Here is a 21,997-nt window from a genome sequence, read left to right on the forward strand (position 1 = left end):
TTTCACTTCAAACAACGAAATCAATTTTAACTCTAATCTTTAAGCCATGTCACAAGAATTATTTGTCACGAACAACGTCTGGATGATGGTCTCTATTTTCCTGGTTTTCGTTATGCACCTCGGGTTTGCCACACTGGAGTCCGGTCTGGCCAGATCGAAGAACACTGTAAACGTGCTTTTTAAGAACAGCATGATCCCAGCCATCGGTCTAATTACGTATGCCCTCTGGGGCTTCTCTATGATGTACCCTGGAGAGAGCTTCGCTGGAGGCTTCTTTGGCTTCTCAAACTTTGGCATTCCACTGCCGGAAGGCGGTGAGACATCCGCCTATAACGAAGGCTACACCTTCTGGACAGACTTCCTGTTCCAGGGCATGTTTGCCGCCACAGCCGCCACTATTGTTTCCGGTGCAGTGGCAGAGCGCATCAAGCTTTCTGCGTTCATTATCTTCTCCATCCTGTTTGTAGGACTTTGCTACCCGATTGTAGGTATGTGGAAGTGGGGAGGCGGCTTCCTGAACACACTGTCTATCCCATTCTATGATTTCGCTGGCTCTACCCTTGTACACTCTGTGGGTGGCTGGGGCGCATTGGCGGGCATTATGCTGCTCGGTTCAAGAATTGGCAAGTACGTGGATGGAAAGATAAAGCCAATCCCAGGGCATAGCATTCCGCTGGCTACCATAGGGGTGTTCATTTTATGGTTAGGCTGGTTTGGCTTCAACGGAGGCTCTGTGCTGTCTGCAGACCCTGGCGCTGTATCGCGCGTGTTGGTTATGACGAGCTTAGCTGCCGCTGCAGGTGCTATTGGAGGTTGCTTGTTCTCCCTGATAATGTTCAAAGCAAGTGATATTACCATGGTACTGAACGGCATACTCGCTGGCCTTGTAGGTATCACGGCTGGCGCCGATCAAATGGGTGTAACAGATTCCATTATCATAGGCTTGGTTGCAGGTGCGCTGGTGGTTCTTGCGGTGGCCTTCTTCGACCGCATTCGCATCGACGATCCGGTGGGCGCACTTTCTGTGCACCTGGTGTGTGGCATATGGGGAACTTTGGCCGTGGGCATTTTCGGGGCATTGGCAGGTATAGACCAGCTCATAAGCCAGCTTATCGGAATCGGGGCTATCGGTGTTTTCAGTTTTGTATTTGCTTTTGCTGTGTGGTACGTGCTGAAGCTAACGATTGGCATACGTGTGAGTGCAAGAGAAGAAATTGAAGGCCTCGATATTCACGAGCACAAAATGCATGCTTATCCTGATTTCAATGGAACCGGCTTCGAAATGAGCCTGGACGAAAAGGAGATGATGATAGCCTCAAACTCACGCAATCATAAAGAAAAAGAAAAACCAGTAGTGGCCGAATAAACTTCCTCCCCTGCATGACATGGAAAAAACAAGTGGTAATGCGGTCAGGCATTACCACTGTTTTACCAAAGCAAGAAAAGCTGAACAAGCAAAGCTTTCACGTCTATAATTCCGGTGTCAGGACACCACTCTTTCCTTTAAATATTAGCTACCACTTCAAAAACGGCAATTTGAGAAGTGGCAAAAGCAGGATTGAGCGGACATATACTTCTCTTAAAAATACTCCCAAAACCAAAAGTCAAGAACATGAAAAGATTTTTATCACTCATCGCAGCTACATGCCTTGCAGGTACAAATTTAGCAAATGCACAGGAAATAGCAACGGAAGAGACCAAGGGCTCTCTTAACATAAGCGGTTACGTAGACGCTTATTATCAGTATAACCTGAACAAACCGGAGTCTGGTTTAAACCAGGGCAGAATATTTGACACAAAGCATAACAATTTTGCACTGGGCCTGGTGCAAACCATGTTTACCTACACCAAGGGCCGCGCACATGTGGTGGCAGACCTCACCTTTGGGCCTAATGCAGAACTGGGCAACTTCGGCAACGATGGAACGGCGCGTTTTATCAAGCAGGCTTACCTCTCTTACGACCTTACTCCTAAGCTCAACTTCACTATCGGGCAGTACGGCACACACATCGGGTATGAACTGATAGACGCACCACTGAATTATAACTATAGCCTCTCTTACCTCTTCGGCAATGGCCCTTTTTACCACACGGGCGCCAAGCTAAACTGCGCATTCAACGAGAAACTTGGCCTGATGCTGGGCGTAGTGAACGGTTGGGACTGCCTGTCAGATTTCAACAATAAGAAGTCAATTACGGCGCAGGCGCATATTGCCCCAGTGCCCGGTTTAGACATGTACCTAAACTGGATAGGCGGTGATGAGTATAACACCTTGTCGAATTTCGGTAGCACCAGGGGCTGTTATACCAGCCTATACGATTTCACCTCTTCCTATCAGCTAAACGATGCACTAAAGGTGGGCATCAATGCCGCGTACGGTGCCTTTTATTCCGGAAGCCCGGAAACGGACCCTGCCGATCCATGGTCTGATGATGCTAGTTGGGGAGGTGGCGCATTGTATATAAACTATGCCACCAGTTCTACCTTTGGGCTGGGCCTGCGCACTGAGTATTTCTCCGATCCGGAAGGTGTCCGTTACTTTGGCCCCATGGAAGTTGCCTCCTTAACATTAACAGGTGATTTAAAATTAGCCGACGGCAACCTGAACATCAAACCAGAAGTCCGTTTCGACAAGTCTAAAGATGCTTTCTTCGAAAATTCAAACGGATTGAATACGAAGAAGAGCCAGACAACAGTCGGAGCTGCATTCATTTATTCGTTCAGCACAAATTAAGTAGAACACCTACTTATACCTCCCCTGCTAGTAAGCAGACTTCTAGAGTGAGCAGCAGGCTTGGTTTCCCAGGCATTTCGCTGCTCACTTTTCTTTTTATAAAAGGGTGTAAGCTCGCCTTTAAAGGAATCCGGGAACGAATATAGATAAACACAGAACATCCACTTTATATTGGCAGAGTCTGAAAAATTTAGCTACTTGTATTAATATACAAATAAGCTATGTTTCCCGATTCCCCTTCTTCTGAAGTAATGGCTGTGCTGGAGAAAGACCCTGTTATGGCCGCTATAGTTAGGCAGGGGCAGCCACTCAAATCATCAAAGTCTGAGGATCTATACTATAAGTTACTTAGTTCTATTGTGTCGCAGCAACTGAGCACTAAAGTGGCGGCCGTGATATTCAGACGGTTTACAGCCTTGTTTCCGGAAGAGTACCCGCAGCCACAGCTGGTGCTGGAGGCGCAGGATGAGGCATTGCGAGGCGTTGGGCTATCCTTTCAGAAGATTGGCTATGTGCGTAACGTAGCTGCTTTTGCAGCAGCGGGGAACCTAAACCATGCTACAATTGACGCCATGGAAAGCGAAAACCTGATAAAACACCTGACGCAAATAAAGGGCGTTGGGCGTTGGACGGTGGAGATGCTGCTGATGTTTGCCCTGGAGCGGCCTGATGTGTTTCCGGTGGATGACCTGGGCATACAGAATGCCATGAAGCGGCATTATGGAATAGAAGAAACAGGCAAGGCACTGAAGCTGCGGATGCAGGAAATAGCAGAAGACTGGCGCCCCTACCGCACCATTGCCAGCAAGTACCTTTGGCAGTCGCTGGACAACATGCCGAAATAAAGTATGGGGCTTTATTTGTTTCAAGGCTCTTCTTTCCAGCCTGCTTCCTTGTGATGAACAAAACAGGCTGACAAAGAAAATACACTAAAAACCGATATTCAGGATGCAACGCTTTGCATACCAAAATGCTCTTCTTGTTATAGCACCTATGTAAAACAGCTTATGAACAAAGGATTTCTTTACTCACTATCTATTTCAATTTTCTTTTCACTCGCGTCCTGCGAGAGAGACAGCGACATAGCCCCCATAGAAGAAGTTGTTCCGCTACAGGTAGGAAATGAGTGGGTGTACGAGGTAACAGACTATGACACCAACGGAAAGCCTTTAACCAAATCTTCCTATAAAAACACTGTTCAGAGAGATACGATTATCCATAACAGCACCTGGTACATTTTAAACAACGGACAGATAGTGCAGAACAGCCGCGACGGCTACGTTCATTTTAATAAAGCCGGCAGCGAGGCCGTCATGATTTATCAGAGCACCGACTACGGCGGCATTGGCTACATGTATAAGCACCACGACTACGACTTGAGGGTGATGACCACACGAAGCCAGCAGCTGGACACTGTCACAACTGCTTCGGATACTTATCCCAGCTATGTTTTCAGAATAGAAAATCAATATAAATCTCAGTTCGACGGTACTACGCACACGCTCAACCAGGAAGATTATGTTGCCCCCGGCGTTGGATTAGTACGTACAGACAAGCATTATGCAGACTCAGATAAGGTAATGCAGCGCCATGAATTGGTGCGCTATACACTAAAGTAAAGCGGTAATGCACTGGCCGAAAAGTCTGTAAAAAGAATCATAATACTACCTCACCTTACCCCGCTTCACGAGGTAGGCGTAAAGCACCTTATCAAAAGGTTCGCTGATATCAACCGGCACAAAGTCTATCCTATACTGCCCGCATTTTAGTTCCAGCTCGCGCTTATAGCTTTCTACGGCGATGCGGTAATGCTCCCGCACCTGAGAAGGCTGCAGTTTCAGTTCCTGACCTGTCTCCACGTCAACGAACACATATGGGCGCTCGGCAAAGTCAAACTCCTCCTCTGTTTTCCGGTCCATCACATGGAAAATCAGCACTTCGTGGTTCTGGTGCTTCAGGTGCTGCAGGGCAGCAAAAGTAAACTCCAGGTCGTCCTGTCGGCTGAGCATATCGCTGAAGATAACCACCAATGAGCGCTTGGGTATCTGCTGTGCTATCTGGTGCACGACTTCTGCCACGTTGGTGTCGTTTGCTGCAGGCTTCTGCTCCAGTTGCTTTTGAAGGAGCAGCAGCAGCGTGTGCAGGTGCGAACCTGTGGAGCGCACAGGGGTCTGCATCTCTATTTTATCAGAAAAAGTAACCAGGCCAACAGCATCTCGCTGCTTGCGGAGCAGCGTAGCCAGGGCAGCAGCACAGAGAGCGGAAAACGTGATTTTACCGTTATTTTCGGTGGGGTAATACATAGACGGCGACACATCCAGGAGCATGTGGCAGCGCAGGTTCGTTTCTTCCTCGTATCGCTTCACAAAAAGTTTATCGGTGCGGGCAAAAACTTTCCAGTCGATGTGGCGGGTGCTGTCGCCATTGTTGTAAAGCCGGTGCTCTGAGAACTCTACCGAAAAGCCATGGTATGGAGACTGGTGAAGCCCTGTGATAAAACCCTCCACCAGTTGTTTAGCCAGAAATTCCATGTTCTCAAATTTCTGAACGTCGGCAAGAGTTAGTGGCTTCTTCATGATGCGTTATTTTTTCGGGATGGCTTCTGCTTCTGAAACGTCAGTCAACCGCTCTTGTTGCTCTAATGCCTCCTTTTTCACTTCATCGAGCCGCACCCTGGTACTCCCCTCCCGGATTAAATCAATCTGAAGGGCAGCAGCCCTGGATACATCGATGATGTTATGACGGCTGCGGGCCATGCGGTCGTTCACCGTCACTACCACTGCTTTACCGTTTTTAAGGTTTGTTACCCGCACCACGGTGTTAAAAGGCAGTGTAGCATGTGCAGCAGTAAATTTTTCCTTATCATAACGCTCCCCACTGGCAGTGCGGTGGCCATGCAGGCGGTCGGCATAGTAAGAGGCTTTGCCCTCCGCAGTGTAGATTGCCAGGCCATTATGAAGCGAAAGGAAAATTAAGAACACTATTGAACAGAAATTCATAGTAATTAATTTTGGTCCAACTGCAAATATAACGGGAAAAAATTATCTTAAATTTTAAATTCGAAAACTTTTATATATCACAAATAAATTTTACTTTTAGGTTCACAAAGTTGAATTTAACGTTTATAACGGTGGAAGAGAACAACGAAAAAGCAGAAATTTATTCCCAGAGGGTAAGAGCCGGGAAAAGAACGTATTTCTTTGATGTGAAATCAACTCGTTCGAATGATTACTACGTGACCATCACGGAAAGCAAGAGAAAGTTTAACGAGGAGAGTTTTTCATACGAGAAGCACAAAATTTTCCTGTACAAAGAAGACTTCGCAAAATTTATGGAGGCGCTCCAGGGAACAATCGATCACGTTAAATCTGAGCTTTTGACAGAAGAAGCCCTGGCCTCTCTCGAGGAAACTCCTGTTGCTATTGCAGAAACAGAAGCAGCGGCAGAACCTTCTTTAAGCAATGAATTGAAGTGGGAATAATTCTTCCTTCACTTTTATAGAAAACAGACTGAGCCCATGGTAACGCCATGGGCTATCTCATTTTATGCCCCTTCTATTCTTCTGCATCTGAAATGCTGGCAATTTTTTGTATCTTTGCGGCCTGATTTAAAAGATATTTATAATGGGACTCAGATGCGGAATTGTCGGACTGCCAAATGTGGGCAAGTCTACGTTGTTCAACGCTATTTCTAATGCCAAGGCAGAATCTGCCAATTACCCTTTCTGTACAATTGAGCCAAACGTGGGCGTGATTACGGTGCCTGACGAGCGCCTGCAGACACTGGAAGAACTGGTGCACCCGGAGCGGGTACTGCCAACCGTAATCGAGTTCGTGGATATAGCCGGCCTAGTGAAAGGAGCCAGCAAAGGGGAAGGCCTCGGCAACAAGTTCTTGGCCAACATTCGCGAGGTAGATGCCATCATACACGTGGTGCGCTGCTTCGAGGACCCGAACATTGTGCACGTAGCCGGAAAAGTGGATCCTATCTCTGACAAAGAAATCATCGATACAGAGCTTCAGTTAAAAGACCTTGATTCGGTTGAAAAGAAACTGTTGAAAGTTGTTCGCGCTGCCAAGTCCGGTGATGCCAAGGCAAGAAAAGAGCATGCCAGCTTGGAGAAGTATAAAAACCACCTGGAGGCAGGCCTGAATGCGCGAAGCCTGGAGGTAACGGAGGAGGATTTGGAAGCAGTTGAAGACCTGAACCTGCTTACGGCCAAGCCTGTAATATATGCTGCCAACGTAGATGAAGACTCCATGAATGACGGCAATGAGTTCTCTAAGACGCTGGAAGATCACGTGAAAAACGAGAATGCGCAGGTGGTATTGATTTCTGCCTCTATTGAAGCGCAGATTGCTGAACTGACAGACCCGGAAGAGAAAGAAATGTTCCTGGCAGAGTATGGCCTGAAAGAGTCTGGCCTGAACAAACTCATCCGCGCTTCTTACCAGTTACTGAACCTTATAACATACTTTACTGCCGGTCCGAAAGAAGTACGTGCCTGGACGATTGGCCGTGGCTGGAAAGCCCCTGCTGCTGCCGGTGTGATTCACTCTGATTTTGAAAAAGGTTTTATCCGTGCAGAAGTTATTAAGTTAAAGGACTACCAGGAGTATAAAACGGAGGCGAAGATAAAAGAAGCCGGTAAAATGGCTGTAGAAGGAAAAGACTACGTGGTGCAGGACGGTGACATTATGCACTTCCGCTTTAACGTGTAACACTCCAGATTAAATATAGCACTAAAACAAAAAGAGACCGGCTAGCAGCTGGTCTCTTTTTGTTTTAGTGCTATATTTGGTTATCAATATATAACCTCCTGCTCTTATGAGACAAACATTTACCCTACTCTTTTTTCTGGCTTTATTCTCTATTACCGCAAATGCTCAAAGGGCAGTGCTGTTGCATAGTTTTGAAGATGCCAACAGCTTTTCTGATTTTGTGCTTGCGGAGGAAAAACTCTTCCTGAGCAAGAGCTCCAGCTTTGAAGTATACAACTTATCGGATGGCCATACCTTTCATATACCCAAAGTTAGAACCTCTGAGTTATTTGTAGACAGAACAATGGGAAGGGTGGGAAATGAAATAGTATATAACACGGAGAACGGCAACATCAACCTCACGGAAGGCACACAAAGCCAGGAAATTCTTCCCTTCCATCGCAGCTACTCGATTAGTACAGGACAGAACTATACACTGGCCATAGTAGCCCCTATTGATACTGTACTGAAAATAGTGGCAATTGATAGAGTATCGAAGGAAGTAACTACTTTATTCGAAAGAAACGTGTGGGTTTATGGCACAAAATTAAGCTATCTAGAATCGGGAGATCGTATGTTTTTCACTATTCAAATGGAGGAAAAACGTGTAGAAATTTTTCAGACTGATGGTAGCAGAGAAGGTACAATATTTATGGGTGATGTAAAACCAATAGATTATAGCGACAATACCTACGGCTATTTAATGAACAATAATGAAGAGGTTTTCTATGTGAGTGTTGACCAGGAAAGAGCTGGCCACACCCCAACCGCTACACAGTTTTACAAACTTGGAGAGTCACGCTTCACACCGATTGAAGCCGTTACAAACATAGGTCTCTACGAGGGCCAGACATACGGCAGGAATAATGTGTTTTATGGATTTGATAGGCACTCTAGAACATTAGTCAAAACACAAGATGGCAGCTACAGTAATTTCTTTGAGGTAGATAATTTTATTTCTTTTCAAGGAGAGTTTTTTTCCAATGTAGTCTTCTCTGCAAACAGCAGTTCCATTGCATCCGGAGATTCTTTGGTGACCTTGTTTGAGACAAACGGTACTTCAACCGGCACAAACCTGATTGCCGATAATGTGGACGCCTTTTTTAATAATAAATCTGTTAAAGAATATAAGGGGTATTTATATTTCTTTAAATATGATGCTGTAAATGGGCGAGAATTGTGGCGCTACGATGGAAATAAAGCCTATCTGGTTGAGGACATTATACCTGGCGCAGCAGGACTTTTTAAACCTCAGTTCTTCATTTATCAGGACAAACTATATTTTACTGCACGGCACACAGAAGAAACTAACAGAATAGATCTTTACAAGCTTTCTGATACTGCATCTGAAATAAAGCTAAACAGTTTTGCTGACTATAATAGTAATGGGGTGAAAGATCCGGATGAGCCTTACATCTCCAATATGACATACAACCTGACAACACAAAACCATCTCATTTACACCAGCGACAAGATAAACAATGTTAACCTGGAACACGGCACCTATACCATAACCCCGGTTGTCAAGGAAGGCTGGCTTCCTACTTCAACGGAGCAGCAGATAACTGTTAACCTGCCTGAGGACAATGGGAATAGCTACAGTTTTGGTTTTACTCCTCAGCAGCGTTTAACTAAAGTAAATGCTTCCCTCATGTCAGATGCAACACGTTGCGGCTTCCCAACTCCCTATACTTTACACTACAGTAACAGCGGCTTTACCAAAGCAAACGGTACTATCAAGGTGAAGCAAGAGGCAAAGTTTAACTTCGAATCTGCTTCCCCGGCCCCAACCAGGATTAGTGGAGACACGCTCATCTGGCAAATAAATGACCTGGAAGTAGGGAAGAAAGGAACTATCACTCTCCACTTTACTATGCCGGGCGTAGAACATATTGGTGATACATTGATTTCAAACCTGTTCACAAGCTTTAAATCTCCTGACAACCATACGTCATACGCTGACACCACTACATTACAGCAGATACTTACCTGTTCTTATGATCCAAACGACATTCAGGCGAATCCTGCAGGCATAGGTGAAAAGCACCTGACACTTAAAAACCAGGAGCTGCAGTACCTTATACGATTTCAGAACATGGGCACTGATAAAGCTTTTAACATTGTAGTGCAGAACAAACTACAACAGGAATTCGACTTAAGCAGCTTTAGCGTTATTGGTAGTAGCCATGATATGTACACTGTTGTAAATGGAAACCAGGTAAGCTTCCACTTCAACAACATACAGCTACCGGATGACAAGACCGATGAACCAGGCAGCCACGGCTATATTCTGTACAGTATAAAGCCCAAGAGCGGAATGCCCGACAGTACCATAGTGGAGAATCAAGCCTTCATTTATTTTGATTATAATCCTGCTATTGAGACCAATGTAACTTTTAATACCCTTGTGGATAAGCTGCCTCTCAAAAAAACAGTTCTTTCTGTTAAAGATGACTTACCAAAAGGCGCCTTAATTGTTTTCCCAAATCCAGCTAGTGGCTTTGTAAGAGTGGCCTGGCCTTCAGCTAATACCACCCTTGCTTCCTACAGCATCATGAACAGCAAAGGGAAGCAGGTGCTACAGGCAGAGTTTGATACACAGAATGTTCATCAAATAGATGTGTCTGCCTTGCCTCCAGGTTTATATTTACTGAAAGCAATGAAGCAGGGCCAAATCTTCACGAAGAGAGTCATCCTCCGGTAGCGAAAAGATGAGAAGAAGATTAAATCAAAAAGCGGCACAGGACTATTCCTGTGCCGCTTTTTGATTCTGTGCCGACCATCAGATTAGGGATGGTTTTCATTCATGCACGCGTTTAAAAGCTTACTTTTGCTTCGCATTATAGCTTCTCAAAAGAGACCGGCTCTTCTTACCAGACTCCTTCAGGTCTTTCTCTTTCCATCCACCTTCCGCATTTGCGGTGGGTAGTAAAACAGAGCAGGTTTCGTCTTTATCCGACACAGACCAGGTAATCCAACTCACTTTGTTTTTCTCAGACCAGTCAATCCACCGCTGCCATTCCTCAACATTAAGCGGACCATCGCCGGTCGCTTCCATACCTGCCGATTCGGAGATGAAAAGTGGCAGGCCTTTACTCAGAGCATAGTCGCCACGGTCACGGAGGGACTGCTTATGTGTGGCAGCATAGTAGTGTAACGTGTACATCAGGTTGTCATAGCCTGTTATAGGTGCATCGGCCACAAGATGAATGTCTTGGTCCCAATGCGGTGAGCCTACCAGAATGATGTTGTCCGGATCAATGGCCCGAATGGCTGCGATTACTTCAGTAGAATATTCCTTAACCTCCTCCCACGACTCCTCATCCGGCTCGTTGAAAATTTCATATATCACATGCGGGTGTTTGCCATAGGTCAGCGCCATCTCTGTAAAAAAAGCCTTGGCCTCCTTCAGGTTAATGTTGTGGCTGTGCCAGTCGATGATGACATACATATCTTCTTTAATGGCCGCGTCCACCACAGCTTTAATTTTCTCCTTTGACCATTCAGGCTTTTCGAGGTATCCGTTTCGGGGCTCTATGCCCATCGCAGCACGCACAACTGTGCTGTTCCAATCTTCCTGCAGCCATTTAACCGAACCGGCATTGTAGAACCGGGGCCAGAAGTTGTGCCAGCCATAGCTCATGCCACGCAATACGATGGCCTCTCCGTTTTCATCTTTCAACTGTGTACCGTCAACAGTGAGCTGGCCATGTTCTTTTACTGATTGGGCGTTTGCTATAAAGCTGCAGCCTATAAGTGCCAAGGCTGTTAGGGTTAATTTTATTTTCATTTTGATTCTATGATCGTTTTAACGGGTCTGTTATAAGGTGGCGCAGCTAATTTATAGGGTTTGTTGTGCCACGTTTTTAATTGTTCGTGCATAAAGGAATTCAGGAGCAAAATCAGCACCATTTTCCCATTCTATAGTCCAAGAGTTTAATGTAAAATTCTTGAAATAGTTGATGTCATTAAGAGGTTTGTAGATAGGCTTATTAAGTTCATTCGTTAAATCAACTATCCCAGAGGATCCATCATTGAATTCCAGTTCAATGTGATAATCTCTTATATATTCAGCCTTAGTTATCCAAATATTTTCCATTTTAGTTAATTTAATGGTTCGATTTTATTTAACGGTTCTCCACTGCGTGCAAGTTCCCAGTTCTTCATCAGCTCTCCATTATGAAGGTCCATCCATTCAAATACTAACTTAAGAGCACGCTTTGGCATATTACCTTTAACAATTTCTTCGTCAAAACTGACTACTGCTTTAAATTCTCCATATTCCACATGAAAATGAGGTGGATTATGGTCATTATAGAACATGTAAATTACTATTCCGTAGAACCTCGATATTTCCGGCATTTTTGATCAAAAAAAGACTATTCTCTAACCTTTGGATGGATCCTTTTTCAATGTGGCACAACATGCTGGGGCATGTGCTTTGTTGGCAGAAGTAATTATTATATTTTATCCAAGTTAACAGTGTGTCTGTTTAACCTTAACCCCCAAAAGAGCCTTCTATTTTTAGTATTGTCAAAACAACAGCTAATAAAAAGGCAATCCCGACTATTTTATTACCAAGACTATAAGCCACGCTATCAGCATTTATCTCTCTATACATATTCTTTATGGCGTTAAAGGATTTTGGCTCTTCCCCCTTCATAGTGTCAACTATAAAGATGATAATCCATCGGACAAATAACCCAGTGAATTCGATAAAAAAACCACTAAAGATTGCCTGAAACATATTTCTATTATTTATTTCTGCCAACTATCGGATATGCTTAAACATACGGTTATTGGTGCTATGTACACATTAGGCACTCCTCTCCTTACTTCCTGTTAAAGAACAATTGCTCATAACCTACCAGCAGGTCGGCTCTTGTGCCGGGTGGGCGGTAGTATACCAGGATGTCGTATATGTTATCGGTTTCGAAATGGCTCCCTTCAAAATAGCTGGCATCCGGAGGAGTAGCAGCATTTTGCTGCAGGGCATAATAGTAGTTATAATAACCCTGCTTAAGCAGCATCCGGCCTACATACACGTTACGCTCCGGGTCAAAAATCATACGCGACTCATCAATCTGTTGCCAGTTCGTTAGCTCTCCCTGTATGTATACTTCACCCGGCGCCTTGTCTGCCACCTGTAACTCGAAATCTACCCAGGTATAATCTCCATTTATGTCGCCATTGCCAAACTGCTTATTCCCAAAAATCCGCATGCCGTTAATATCCGGGTCCTGCGAATAGGCCAAGGTTTGCCGGTTCCTGTCTGGCTCCAGGTTCACTTCAACAGGATTAGACTGCAGGTTAATGCTCTGTACACCAATGCTGCGGAAGTTCAGGCTACGGGTGTCAAAAGCCCTGAACTCGCTCAGCCCTTTATAAAGGTCTTTCGGCTCAAAGAACACATACTCCAGGCGGCGCTGCGCATCATGAATAAACGTTGGCTTGCTGATGACTTTGGCATTGTCCCAGCGGTAGTTCTGCCTCACGATTGTCTTTACCTCCATCGCCGGGTTCACCAGCTCATAGTCCGGGTACATGATGTTAAACTCAAGCGGCTGCCGGGTTTCCCTGCCGCCCGGCCCGAGTGGTGCGCCTAGTCTTGCAGTAACAGTCAGCGCGTTCTGGTACACCATCAGTCGTTGCGTCAGCAGCGGGTTGCCTCCCTCCTCCTGCACCACCAGCAGGTAGTTCCCGCTTAATCTTACCTTGGGCACCACAAATCGGTAATGCACGTAAGGGATGCGCGTATTAACAGAGATCCGGGCATCAGTGATGATGAACTCATTGAAGTCATACAGAAACTGCGTGTCAATGAGAGTGGATGGTGTCCAGTTGGCATCGCAATGCTGCAGCTTTACCAGGAGGCGCTGTTGCCGTGCATTTAGCCTGTCGAACTCCAGCACAATGGGCTGCTGCTGCGCAAGAGGTGTTATTGCTGGGTTCAGCACTTCATCTTCCAGCCCAGTGGCCAGATAAGCCTGCACTGAAGTAACAGTTTCATCATAAACATAATCTTCGTAGCGTAGCGCACTCGGGGTAGTGCCACCGATGGTAGTGGTGCCCTGCTGTTCCAGGGGCACACAGGCTACAAGTCCGCAGGCAAGCAGGCAGGCGATAAAGTAGGTGTGGGATATTTTTTTCAGCATATAGTAGTTTTAAAGCTAAAGAGCCACGATGTATGGCAGACTTCTTTCTGAACGAAGATAGCAAAATAAATTTCTTTACCCTGCTGCATTAAATCTGCCAGAAAGTGAATTGTAAAAACAGCCTGTAGCACATATATTTATCACCATACTTGATAATATTGAGCTATGAAAAAAGTATTATTGGCAGGTGCTACAGGCCACTTGGGGCAGCACCTGCTGCGGGAGCTACAGTTGCGGGGATATACTGTAACAGTGCTCGCACGTTCTGCCGCCAGGGCCGCAGCGCTCTCTTCAACTCCACATGCTGTGTTGCTGGCCGATGCCACCCTGTCGGAGCAGCTAAAAGGTTGCTGCGAGGGTATAGATGTGGTCGTATCAGCGCTAGGCAAAAGCATTAGCTTGGAAGATAAGAGCCGGGGCAGTTTTCACGACATCGACTTCTGCGCCAATTACAGTCTGCTTCAAGAGGCAAAACAGGCGGGCGTGCAGCAGTTTATTTATATCTCGGCATTTAAAGCGGAACAGTATCCGAAACTGGCCTACTTTAAAGCCCATGCTGATTTTTCAGAAGAATTGCGGAAGTCTGGCATCAGCTACAGGATTCTGCAGCCAACAGCGCTGTTTTCTGCCTTCGATGAGGTGGTGGCCATGGCCCGTAAAGGACTGATTGGCTCTTTGGGAGATGGGCATTATAAAACAAACCCGGTATTTGAAGGAGACCTTGCAAAAGTAGCCGTGCAATGTATAGGGCAAGCAGCCGCAACAATACCAATCGGAGGCAAAAGCCTCTACAGCCGCCTGGAATTGATTCAACTGGCTTGTAAGGCAGCTGATTACCCGGGTGCTATACGGTCCGTACCGCTTGGCGTAGTGAACACGATGCTGCCAATGCTCAGGCTATTCAGCCGGAACCTGTTTGATAAAGTGGCGTTTCTGGTAGCCGTTTCGTCAGAAGATTGTGTAGCTCCTTTTGTGGGCGAATATACGCTGGAGGAATATTTTGGCCTTGCTACAGAAAAATCAGCCTGATTTATACTTCCTCCATTTCAGTGACAATTAGTATACCCGCCTCCAGTGTTTTTTGCACCGGGCACTTTGTTGAAATCAATTTCAGTCGCTTCCGCTGATCTGGTGTCAGGTCTCCCACTAAGCGCAGTTGCTTTGTCACCTGGGTCAGCTTGGATACATCGTCTTCACAGTTCTCACAGTCTTTTGAATGCACGCGCCCGTGGCGCAGGATCACCTCGGCCCGCTGCAGCGGCCACCCTTTGCGCTGGGCATACATGTGCAGCGTGATTACAGTGCAGGCACCGAGGGCACTTAAGATATAATCATAAGGATCAGGCCCTATTTTCATACCTGTCAGTACACTTGTTTCATCCATCACCATGTCCTGGGCACCTGCCCTGATGTTCGCTACCATCGGTGCCGTGCTGTCTGCGCTCACCCGTACCCCCTCTTCCAGCTCGTTGCTTGTCATATCCTTTTTCAGTTGTTTCTGATATACTATAAGCATTTCGCCTTGAAAGGTTGTAGCAGTTGAAGCAGGTTATACGGGGAAGAGCAGCATTTAACAGCAAACCTTCCGGAGTGGTCTAAAACCGCAATATAAAGGTAGTGCCTTTCTCCAGTTCAGACTGCACTGATATCGTTCCCTTGTGCAGGCGCATGATTTGCCGCGAAAGGCTTAAGCCGATACCAGAGCCTGACTTTTTTGTCGTGAAAAAAGGAATGAATATTTTCGCCATGGCTTCGGACGTCATGCCGTGTCCATTGTCTATCACTTCTATGCTGATGCGGCTTCGCTCGTCGTGGTAAGCGCGTACAAGCACCTTGCCCTCCGGTTGGTCCTGCACTGCCTCCATGGCATTTTTCACGAGATTAATCAGCACCTGCTCTATCATGGCTCTGTCAGCAGACAGAATCAGACCTTCAGGCGGCACCTCCAGCTGCAGTGCTACGTGTTTTGCGGTAAATTGCCCGCGCAGCAGCATCTTTATTTCCTGCAGCAGCTCCGTTACATTAAAATGTGTTAGCTGCGGCACGGAGATAGTTGTCAGGTTGCGGAAGTCGTTTACAAAATAAATAAGCCCATCTGACCGGCGGTTGATGGTCTGCAGGCACTGCCCGATATCCGCCAGCTCTTCGCGCAGCAGCGTCACCTCCTCAGCTGCTGTGTCTGTATAACTATTTACTTCCTCATAGGCGCTTGCCGACAGTGAAGCAATGGGGGTAACAGAATTCATGATTTCATGGGTCAGCACCTTGATTAGGTTGTGCCATGCCTCCATCTCCTTCTCCTCCAGCTCACTCTGAATATTCTGCAGCGAGGCCAGGCGTATACGTTCCCCCAGCACCGATAGCTCTATCACGTGCACCGACAGGTTTGCCTGCTCAGCCTCCTGCCGCACAGGCACCAGCACTTTCTCGCCATTCTCCAACTGCTGCAGGCCCAAAGCCAGTTCAGGGCTCACGGCTTTAAGTTCCTGCACATGCCGCAGCTGGCCCACTTTCAGCAGCTTTTTTGCCGCGTTGTTCAGTAATAGTATAGAGCCGTCTGGTTTAAGCGTAATAATGCCGATGCCGATATGCTGCACAATCACTTCGAAGTACTGCATGTGCGCCTCCTTCTCTGCCCGTACCTCCCGGAACTTATCCATCACCTCATTCAGGCGCAGCGACAGCTCCCGCAGCGTTTTGCCCTCTCCGCTAATATAAAACTGCTCTGTAAAATCATCATACTTGATGGAGTTCAGAAAGCGGAGAAAGAACTTGTTCGTGCGATCATAGAGCCGGATCAGCAACCCTATCTGCAGTAGGATGAACACAGCTAGGCCAATAAGGGTGCTACGATAATCAGGATTGAAACCTACTCTCGAAAAGGCATAAATGGAAACAGCCAGCAGAAGTATGCGCAGGAGTAACTGCAGCTTATAATTTTTAAAGCTCATACTTTTCCAGTCTTCGATACAGGGCACCGCGCGATAGGCCTAACTCTTTTGCGGCCTTTGAAATGTTGCCATCGTGCTTTTGCAGGGCCCGTTTCACCGCCTCACGCTCCAGCTCATCCAGGTCCAGGCTCGACGCCTCCAATTGTGTTGCCGCAGGGGCAGGTTCTGACTCAGCTAAAAAGAAGAAATCGTCAGCCTGCAGTTCCCGGTTTTCGCTCATAATGGAGGCTCGCTCCAAGGCATGCTGTAGCTCCCGCACGTTACCTGGCCAGCTGTAACGACGCAGGCGTGCCAGTCCGGAATCAGAAAGGCGCTTTACCGGTTGCCTGTACTTCTGCGCGTATTCCGCCAGGAAATGCTCCGCAAACAGCGGTATATCATCCAGGCGATCACGCAGTGGAGGCAGGTTGAGTTCTACTGTATTGATACGGTACATCAAATCCTGCCGGAACTCATTCCGCTGCACCATTTCTTTCAGCGGCATATTGGTGGCACTAATCAGGCGCACGTTTACTGAAATGGGTTTGTTTGTGCCTACCCGTATTACCTCGCGGCGCTGCAGTACCGTCAGCAACTTGGCCTGCATGGCCAGCGACAGGTTCCCGATTTCATCCAGGAAAAGCGTTCCACCGTTAGCCGCCTCTATCCGCCCTATCCTATCTTCTTTGGCATCAGTAAAGGCGCCCTTTTTATGGCCGAACAGCTCACTTTCAAAAAGCGACTCTGTTACGGCGCCCATGTCTACAGTTACAAATACTTTATCGGCACGCGAAGAGCGCTGGTGGATAGTACGGGCAATCACTTCCTTACCGGTTCCGTTCTCGCCCAGCAGCAGAATGTCAGCGTCTGTTCTGGCTACTTTATCAATAATGGAAAAGAGTTGGCGCATGGAGGCACTCAGGCCCTGGATAATGTTCTGCGGCGAGTTTAACTGCGTCGTGAGCGTGCGGTTTACTTCCTTCAGCTGGTTTACCTCTCTATAGGAGTTGCGCAGCCTGGCCGCAGCTGACAGTGTAGCCAACAGCTTTTCGTTCTGCCATGGCTTCAGCACAAAGTCGGTGGCGCCTTCTTTCAGCGCCCTTACCGCCATCTCCACATCACCGTAGGCGGTAATCATGATCACGACTGCCGAGGGGTCATACTTCAGTATCTCCTTCAGCCAGTAATACCCCTCCTGCCCGCTCGTAATGTCCTGGCTGAAGTTCATGTCCAACAGGATCAGATCAAAGTCCTCGTTGGAGACAAGAAACGGGATCTTCTTCGGGTTTTTCTCCATTACCACCTCTTTAGCGTGCTTGCGCAGGAGCATTTTAGCAGAGAACAGCACATCCTCATTGTCATCAATCACGAGTATACGACCTAAATTTTGTTCTTCCATGAGCGGTTATGTGGCTTGGGTTTCAGCAAAACAGATAGCGAAATATTGTGCCAGTATGATATTGCCTTAATTTAAAGGATTCCTTACAAATTAGGAATATCAGGTGTCCATACATGGACGAAATATGTCCACTCCTGGACACTGCTACATTCGGTAAGAAGCCAAATCGGGGAGTAAAAGAGGTTTTGTGGCTTTGGCACAGGCTTGGTAAAAGAAAAATTAAAATCAATACTTCCATATGCTGTTCTTACCACCTAACTTAAAACTATGCTAAAGCTATATTTTCTCACAGCTTTCCGATCGCTGCTGCGCAACAAGAGCTACAGCCTTCTGAACATTGCCGGCCTTACGCTCGGCATTACCTGCAGCATCCTGCTCTTTCTGGTGATAAAGTATGAGTTGAGTTACGACACCTTTCACAGCAAGGCAGATCGCATTTACCGTATGAACACAAACTACGGTCATGGAGATGGGGTGGAGAAACATACAGGTATCCGCTTCCCGATTGCCACGCTCATCCGCAGCAACGGGAAGCAGGGTCTGGAAAACCTCACACAGCTGTATGGAGAGGAAACTGCCCAAATCAACATCCTCAGTGATAATGGTGAGGCTCCGAAACGCTTACTGGAGGACAACCCGCTAGCGTTTGTGGAGCCAGAGTTCTTTGACTTGTTTGACTATGAATTTGGTGCCACTGATCCCCGTCCCGGATTGGCAGAACCAAATAATGTGGTGCTCACGCAAAGCACCGCCGATAAATACTTTCCGGACAGGAACGCCCTCGGTAAGGTAATCAGGTTCAACAATATCCTCAATCTGAAGGTGACCTCTGTTATACCAGACCCACCTTCTAACACAGACTTTCCGTTTGTGATGTTTATTTCCTACGCGTCTTACAAGAACTACAGCAAGCTGGATTTAAATAGTTTTGATATGCTGCACAGCAACCACCAGCTGTATGTGCTGCTTCCGGAAGGAGCATCGCCGGAAACCAAAGCTGCAGAATTAAGCGCATTTGTTGACAGACACAGGAAAGAGGACAGACGGGGAACAGAAACATTTAACCTACAGCCACTGAGCGACCTGCACTTTAACCCGGACTATGGCAACTATGGTCAGCGCACCATCACAAAGGAGATCATCTGGTCTATGGCGATCATAGGCATATTCCTGGTCCTGGTAGCGTGTATTAACTTCGTGAACTTAGCGACGGCACAGGCCATGAAGCGGGCAAAAGAAGTAGGTGTGCGGAAGGTGCTGGGCAGCAGCAAAGGGCAGCTGGTATTGCAGTTCATCGGCGAAACATTTCTTATTACGCTGCTGGCAACATTTTTCTCTATTATATTAGTTGAACTGGCCCTGCCCTACCTCAACGAACTGATGGAGTTGAAGATAAACTTCAGCATTCTGCAAGACCCGGTGCTGCTGCTGTTCCTGGCGGCGGAAGTGTTGCTGGTAACTTTGTTTGCAGGCTTATACCCGGCTATGATACTGGCACACTTCCAGCCCATTGCAGCCCTCAAAAGCAGGATTAACACGCAGCAGGTGGCTGGTCTGCCGATACGCCAGGGGCTCGTAGTGCTGCAGTTCACTATCTGCCAGGTGCTCATTATTTGCACCGTCCTGGTAAACGAGCAAATGCAGTACTTCAGAAGCAAACCGCTGGGTTTCGATAAAGATGCTGTGGTAACGGTTTTCCTGCCGAACCAGGCGGGGCAGAAATTGATACCACTGCGGGAGGAACTGCTCAGCAACCCTGCCGTGCGCCAGGTGAGCTTTGCAGGTACGCCACCCTCTGGTAATTTTACCTTTGGCTCTAACTTCTCCTTCAACAACTCCAGCGAAGATGCTTCATTTGGGGCGAACATGAAGTATGCGGACGGAAGTTATCTGGACTTATATGATATTCAATTGGCTGAAGGCCGTGCCTACACAAACAGTGACTCAGCTGCTGTGCTCATCAACGAAACCATGCGACGCAAGCTAGGGATAGAAAGTGCAGCAGATGCCATCGGTAAAACCATCACGCTTGGCGGTGGCGCGTTTAAAGCGCCCATTGTTGGAGTAGTGGAGGATTTTCACCAGAACTCGCTGCATGTCCCTATTGACCCCAGCATACTGCTTGCCAATCCTGAACATTACCTTTTTCTTTCTGCTAAGATAGACATGAATCAGAAGCAGGAAGCGCTCAGCCACCTTGAGAAAGTGTGGGGAATGGCCTATCCGGATGACGTGTTCAATTATGAGTTCCTGGATGAAACAATCGCTGATTTTTACCGCGATGAGGCAAGGCAGAACAAGCTGTTTAAGGTTTTCTCTTTTATTGCTATTTTTATCGGCTGCCTGGGGCTGTATGGTTTGGTGGCCTTCATGGCGGCGCAGCGAACCAAAGAAGTGGGCATACGCAAAGTCATGGGGGCGTCCATATTTAATATTGCAGTGCTTTTCTCGAAAGAGTTTATCAAACTGGTGCTGATTGCGTTTGTGCTGGCCGCTCCTATTGCCTACTACATCATCAGTCTGTGGCTGGAGGATTTCACCTACCGCGTGAGCATAGGGTACTGGCCTTTTGTACTTGCCGGTATTGCCACGCTTTTGATTGCGCTCCTCACAATGAGCACGAAAGCTGTTCAGGCAGCACTGGCTAACCCTGTTATTTCTTTGAAAAGCGAGTAAAACATCGACAATTGTTCTTCCATACAGTTAAAGTCGCTCTACATGAAGCGGCTTTACCCGTATGTATAGGGCGCAAGTTCCGGCACAGTATACAATGTTTGGAATAAAGCTTTATATTGTACTTTATTTTATAACATCATCTATACACAGCGCGTTGTTTTAATGCATACACAGCCTGAACAGCCAGACATAATATCGTGGCAGCACTTTGAACAGACAGACCTTCGCGTAGGCACCATAGTAGAGGCCAGTGACTTTCCGGAGGCTCGTCGCCCTGCCTATCAGCTACTTGTTGACCTTGGTCCTATAGGGGTAAAGAAATCCAGCGCACAGGTTACGGCTTTGTATAAGCGGGAAGAACTAATTGGCCGGCAGGTGATTTGTGTGACGAATCTGGGTAAAAAGCAGATTGGCAAATTCATGTCAGAGGTGCTGGTGACAGGTTTTGAAAACGAGAACGGCGATATAGTGCTGGCGCAACCGGCAACCCTTGTACCAAACGGTGCCAAACTAAAGTAAGGGCTTCCGTATAGCACAAATGGAATACGAGAGAAACCTGATCTTACTATTCTAAACTTTCGTACACCTAAACCGGGAGGTATGGAAAGATTTTTCCTTAAGCTTTGAGCCATTGTGCGCTCAAATTTCTAATTTTGAATCCATATAAAAGAGATAATGGAAGCTAGTACCACTTTTAAACAAGACCTGTTGCTGCGTGAATACGGCCGTAATGTGCAGGATCTGGTAAACTATATCACAAAAGTTGAGGATCGTGCCGAACGCACACGTCTCTCACAACTGCTCATTAACCTGATGGCTAAGCTGAACCCTCAGCTGCGCGAGGCACAGGATTACCAGCAAAAGCTTTGGAACCACCTGTATGTGATGTCTGGTTCCACACTGGACGTTGATGCGCCTTACAGGCTCAGCGCTATGGAGTACCTGAACGACAAGCCCCAGAAAATCGAATACCCGCTCGACACACCCAGCTACAAGCACTACGGCAAGAATGTTGAGCTGCTGGTGGAGCGTGCAACAGAACTGGAAGATGAGCAGGAACGTGAAGCGGCTATCATCTCTATTGGTAAACTGATGAAGACGCTGTACAGGTCTTACAATAAAGACAGTATTACAGACGGTGTCATTTTAAGCGATATCCGCCAGCTGTCAAAAGGCAAGCTAAACATGGACCTGAGCTATATTGAAAAGAATAACCTGTTCGAGTCAAATGTAAGACCACAGCAGGATAACCAAAACCAGCGCAGCCAGCAACAAAGCCGTGGCGATAACAACCGTGGCCGAAAAAATACAAGATCCTCTTCTAATCAAAGAAATAAATAAAT

21 protein-coding genes are annotated in these 21,997 nt (G+C 46.9%); 11 read left to right on the forward strand and 10 right to left on the reverse strand.

Annotated features, from left to right (window positions below):
• Positions 1–46: 46 nt before the first annotated feature.
• From E1919_RS18045 to E1919_RS18060, 4 genes are all read left to right on the forward strand, one after another.
• Positions 47–1,366 (forward strand): ammonium transporter, encoded by a 1,320-nt coding sequence (locus tag E1919_RS18045; protein ID WP_162054810.1) that lies wholly within the window; start codon positions 47–49, stop codon positions 1,364–1,366.
• Positions 1,367–1,612: 246 nt separating this feature from the next.
• Positions 1,613–2,734 carry a porin gene (locus tag E1919_RS18050; protein ID WP_162054811.1) on the forward strand — a complete coding sequence of 374 codons (1,122 nt, stop codon included), beginning with the start codon at positions 1,613–1,615 and terminating at the stop codon, positions 2,732–2,734.
• A 221-nt stretch (positions 2,735–2,955) separates the two neighbouring features.
• Positions 2,956–3,579 (forward strand): DNA-3-methyladenine glycosylase family protein, encoded by a 624-nt coding sequence (locus E1919_RS18055; protein WP_162054812.1) that lies wholly within the window; start codon positions 2,956–2,958, stop codon positions 3,577–3,579.
• Between the two features lie 162 nt (positions 3,580–3,741).
• Positions 3,742–4,353: a hypothetical protein gene (locus E1919_RS18060; protein WP_162054813.1), complete on the forward strand. Its 612-nt coding sequence runs from the start codon at positions 3,742–3,744 to the stop codon at positions 4,351–4,353.
• A 45-nt stretch (positions 4,354–4,398) separates the two neighbouring features.
• Here the strand turns inward: E1919_RS18060 and E1919_RS18065 are convergent, their stop codons facing one another.
• The gene (locus E1919_RS18065) at positions 4,399–5,310 is read right to left on the reverse strand and encodes a DUF58 domain-containing protein (protein WP_162054814.1); all 912 of its coding nucleotides are present in this window, start codon (positions 5,308–5,310) and stop codon (positions 4,399–4,401) included.
• 6 nt (positions 5,311–5,316) lie between these two features.
• Positions 5,317–5,733: a septal ring lytic transglycosylase RlpA family protein gene (locus E1919_RS18070; RefSeq protein ID WP_162054815.1), complete on the reverse strand. Its 417-nt coding sequence runs from the start codon at positions 5,731–5,733 to the stop codon at positions 5,317–5,319.
• Between the two features lie 131 nt (positions 5,734–5,864).
• On the opposite strand from E1919_RS18070, the gene E1919_RS18075 reads away from it, so the two are divergent.
• The 3 genes from E1919_RS18075 to E1919_RS18085 all read left to right on the forward strand — a co-directional run bounded on the left by E1919_RS18075 (position 5,865) and on the right by E1919_RS18085 (position 10,198).
• A complete protein-coding gene (locus tag E1919_RS18075) occupies positions 5,865–6,215 on the forward strand; it encodes a DUF3276 family protein (RefSeq protein ID WP_162054816.1) in 351 nt (116 codons plus the stop codon).
• A 142-nt stretch (positions 6,216–6,357) separates the two neighbouring features.
• Entirely contained in the window at positions 6,358–7,455 is a 1,098-nt protein-coding gene (ychF, locus tag E1919_RS18080; RefSeq protein WP_162054817.1) for a redox-regulated ATPase YchF, read from the forward strand.
• A gap of 106 nt (positions 7,456–7,561) precedes the next feature.
• On the forward strand, positions 7,562–10,198 hold the full coding sequence (locus tag E1919_RS18085) for a DUF7619 domain-containing protein (RefSeq protein WP_162054818.1): 2,637 nt from the start codon (positions 7,562–7,564) through the stop codon (positions 10,196–10,198).
• A gap of 120 nt (positions 10,199–10,318) precedes the next feature.
• Here E1919_RS18085 and E1919_RS18090 read toward each other — a convergent pair whose 3' ends face one another.
• From E1919_RS18090 to E1919_RS18110, 5 genes are all read right to left on the reverse strand, one after another.
• Positions 10,319–11,284 carry a glycoside hydrolase family 5 protein gene (locus tag E1919_RS18090; protein ID WP_162054819.1) on the reverse strand — a complete coding sequence of 322 codons (966 nt, stop codon included), beginning with the start codon at positions 11,282–11,284 and terminating at the stop codon, positions 10,319–10,321.
• A gap of 51 nt (positions 11,285–11,335) precedes the next feature.
• Positions 11,336–11,593: a DUF2442 domain-containing protein gene (locus tag E1919_RS18095; RefSeq protein WP_162054820.1), complete on the reverse strand. Its 258-nt coding sequence runs from the start codon at positions 11,591–11,593 to the stop codon at positions 11,336–11,338.
• 5 nt (positions 11,594–11,598) lie between these two features.
• The gene (locus E1919_RS18100; RefSeq protein ID WP_162054821.1) at positions 11,599–11,856 is read right to left on the reverse strand and encodes a DUF4160 domain-containing protein; all 258 of its coding nucleotides are present in this window, start codon (positions 11,854–11,856) and stop codon (positions 11,599–11,601) included.
• A 136-nt stretch (positions 11,857–11,992) separates the two neighbouring features.
• Complete coding sequence (locus tag E1919_RS18105) at positions 11,993–12,265, reverse strand: hypothetical protein (protein ID WP_162054822.1); 273 nt, start codon at positions 12,263–12,265, stop codon at positions 11,993–11,995.
• Positions 12,266–12,326: 61 nt separating this feature from the next.
• Entirely contained in the window at positions 12,327–13,649 is a 1,323-nt protein-coding gene (locus tag E1919_RS18110; RefSeq protein WP_162054823.1) for a type IX secretion system plug protein, read from the reverse strand.
• A 165-nt stretch (positions 13,650–13,814) separates the two neighbouring features.
• Between E1919_RS18110 and E1919_RS18115 the strand changes: the two genes are divergently transcribed.
• On the forward strand, positions 13,815–14,678 hold the full coding sequence (locus E1919_RS18115) for an NAD(P)H-binding protein (protein ID WP_162054824.1): 864 nt from the start codon (positions 13,815–13,817) through the stop codon (positions 14,676–14,678).
• A gap of 1 nt (position 14,679) precedes the next feature.
• Here the strand turns inward: E1919_RS18115 and E1919_RS18120 are convergent, their stop codons facing one another.
• The 3 genes from E1919_RS18120 to E1919_RS18130 all read right to left on the reverse strand — a co-directional run bounded on the left by E1919_RS18120 (position 14,680) and on the right by E1919_RS18130 (position 17,978).
• Complete coding sequence (locus E1919_RS18120) at positions 14,680–15,129, reverse strand: OsmC family protein (protein ID WP_162054825.1); 450 nt, start codon at positions 15,127–15,129, stop codon at positions 14,680–14,682.
• Between the two features lie 115 nt (positions 15,130–15,244).
• Positions 15,245–16,600, reverse strand: coding sequence for a sensor histidine kinase (locus E1919_RS18125; RefSeq protein WP_162054826.1), 1,356 nt, complete (start codon positions 16,598–16,600; stop codon positions 15,245–15,247).
• Positions 16,590–17,978: a sigma-54-dependent transcriptional regulator gene (locus tag E1919_RS18130; protein WP_162054827.1), complete on the reverse strand. Its 1,389-nt coding sequence runs from the start codon at positions 17,976–17,978 to the stop codon at positions 16,590–16,592. Before E1919_RS18130 ends, E1919_RS18125 begins: the two co-directional genes overlap by 11 nt.
• 267 nt (positions 17,979–18,245) lie before the next feature.
• Here E1919_RS18130 and E1919_RS18135 point away from each other — a divergent pair, with 267 nt between their 5' ends.
• From E1919_RS18135 to E1919_RS18145, 3 genes are all read left to right on the forward strand, one after another.
• Positions 18,246–20,654, forward strand: coding sequence for an ABC transporter permease (locus tag E1919_RS18135; RefSeq protein ID WP_162054828.1), 2,409 nt, complete (start codon positions 18,246–18,248; stop codon positions 20,652–20,654).
• Between the two features lie 162 nt (positions 20,655–20,816).
• Positions 20,817–21,173: a tRNA-binding protein gene (locus E1919_RS18140; protein WP_162054829.1), complete on the forward strand. Its 357-nt coding sequence runs from the start codon at positions 20,817–20,819 to the stop codon at positions 21,171–21,173.
• Between the two features lie 156 nt (positions 21,174–21,329).
• The gene (locus E1919_RS18145; protein ID WP_162054830.1) at positions 21,330–21,995 is read left to right on the forward strand and encodes a DUF4290 domain-containing protein; all 666 of its coding nucleotides are present in this window, start codon (positions 21,330–21,332) and stop codon (positions 21,993–21,995) included.
• The last annotated feature ends 2 nt before the right edge of the window (positions 21,996–21,997 follow it).

It is taken from the genome of Pontibacter pamirensis, assembly GCF_010015475.1.
In the GTDB taxonomy this organism is placed as follows: domain Bacteria; phylum Bacteroidota; class Bacteroidia; order Cytophagales; family Hymenobacteraceae; genus Pontibacter; species Pontibacter pamirensis.

What these genes read in the sequence shown, in the direction of transcription:
- E1919_RS18045 (WP_162054810.1), top strand. Translation starts at nt 47, where the DNA reads ATGTCACAAGAATTATTTGTCACGAACAACGTCTGGATGATGGTCTCT.
- E1919_RS18050 (WP_162054811.1), top strand. Translation starts at nt 1,613, where the DNA reads ATGAAAAGATTTTTATCACTCATCGCAGCTACATGCCTTGCAGGTACA.
- E1919_RS18055 (WP_162054812.1), top strand. Translation starts at nt 2,956, where the DNA reads ATGTTTCCCGATTCCCCTTCTTCTGAAGTAATGGCTGTGCTGGAGAAA.
- E1919_RS18060 (WP_162054813.1), top strand. Translation starts at nt 3,742, where the DNA reads ATGAACAAAGGATTTCTTTACTCACTATCTATTTCAATTTTCTTTTCA.
- E1919_RS18065 (WP_162054814.1), bottom strand. Translation starts at nt 5,310, where the DNA reads ATGAAGAAGCCACTAACTCTTGCCGACGTTCAGAAATTTGAGAACATG.
- E1919_RS18070 (WP_162054815.1), bottom strand. Translation starts at nt 5,733, where the DNA reads ATGAATTTCTGTTCAATAGTGTTCTTAATTTTCCTTTCGCTTCATAAT.
- ychF (WP_162054817.1), top strand. Translation starts at nt 6,358, where the DNA reads ATGGGACTCAGATGCGGAATTGTCGGACTGCCAAATGTGGGCAAGTCT.
- E1919_RS18085 (WP_162054818.1), top strand. Translation starts at nt 7,562, where the DNA reads ATGAGACAAACATTTACCCTACTCTTTTTTCTGGCTTTATTCTCTATT.
- E1919_RS18090 (WP_162054819.1), bottom strand. Translation starts at nt 11,284, where the DNA reads ATGAAAATAAAATTAACCCTAACAGCCTTGGCACTTATAGGCTGCAGC.
- E1919_RS18095 (WP_162054820.1), bottom strand. Translation starts at nt 11,593, where the DNA reads ATGGAAAATATTTGGATAACTAAGGCTGAATATATAAGAGATTATCAC.
- E1919_RS18100 (WP_162054821.1), bottom strand. Translation starts at nt 11,856, where the DNA reads ATGCCGGAAATATCGAGGTTCTACGGAATAGTAATTTACATGTTCTAT.
- E1919_RS18110 (WP_162054823.1), bottom strand. Translation starts at nt 13,649, where the DNA reads ATGCTGAAAAAAATATCCCACACCTACTTTATCGCCTGCCTGCTTGCC.
- E1919_RS18115 (WP_162054824.1), top strand. Translation starts at nt 13,815, where the DNA reads ATGAAAAAAGTATTATTGGCAGGTGCTACAGGCCACTTGGGGCAGCAC.
- E1919_RS18120 (WP_162054825.1), bottom strand. Translation starts at nt 15,129, where the DNA reads ATGACAAGCAACGAGCTGGAAGAGGGGGTACGGGTGAGCGCAGACAGC.
- E1919_RS18125 (WP_162054826.1), bottom strand. Translation starts at nt 16,600, where the DNA reads ATGAGCTTTAAAAATTATAAGCTGCAGTTACTCCTGCGCATACTTCTG.
- E1919_RS18130 (WP_162054827.1), bottom strand. Translation starts at nt 17,978, where the DNA reads ATGGAAGAACAAAATTTAGGTCGTATACTCGTGATTGATGACAATGAG.
- E1919_RS18135 (WP_162054828.1), top strand. Translation starts at nt 18,246, where the DNA reads ATGCTAAAGCTATATTTTCTCACAGCTTTCCGATCGCTGCTGCGCAAC.
- E1919_RS18140 (WP_162054829.1), top strand. Translation starts at nt 20,817, where the DNA reads ATGCATACACAGCCTGAACAGCCAGACATAATATCGTGGCAGCACTTT.
- E1919_RS18145 (WP_162054830.1), top strand. Translation starts at nt 21,330, where the DNA reads ATGGAAGCTAGTACCACTTTTAAACAAGACCTGTTGCTGCGTGAATAC.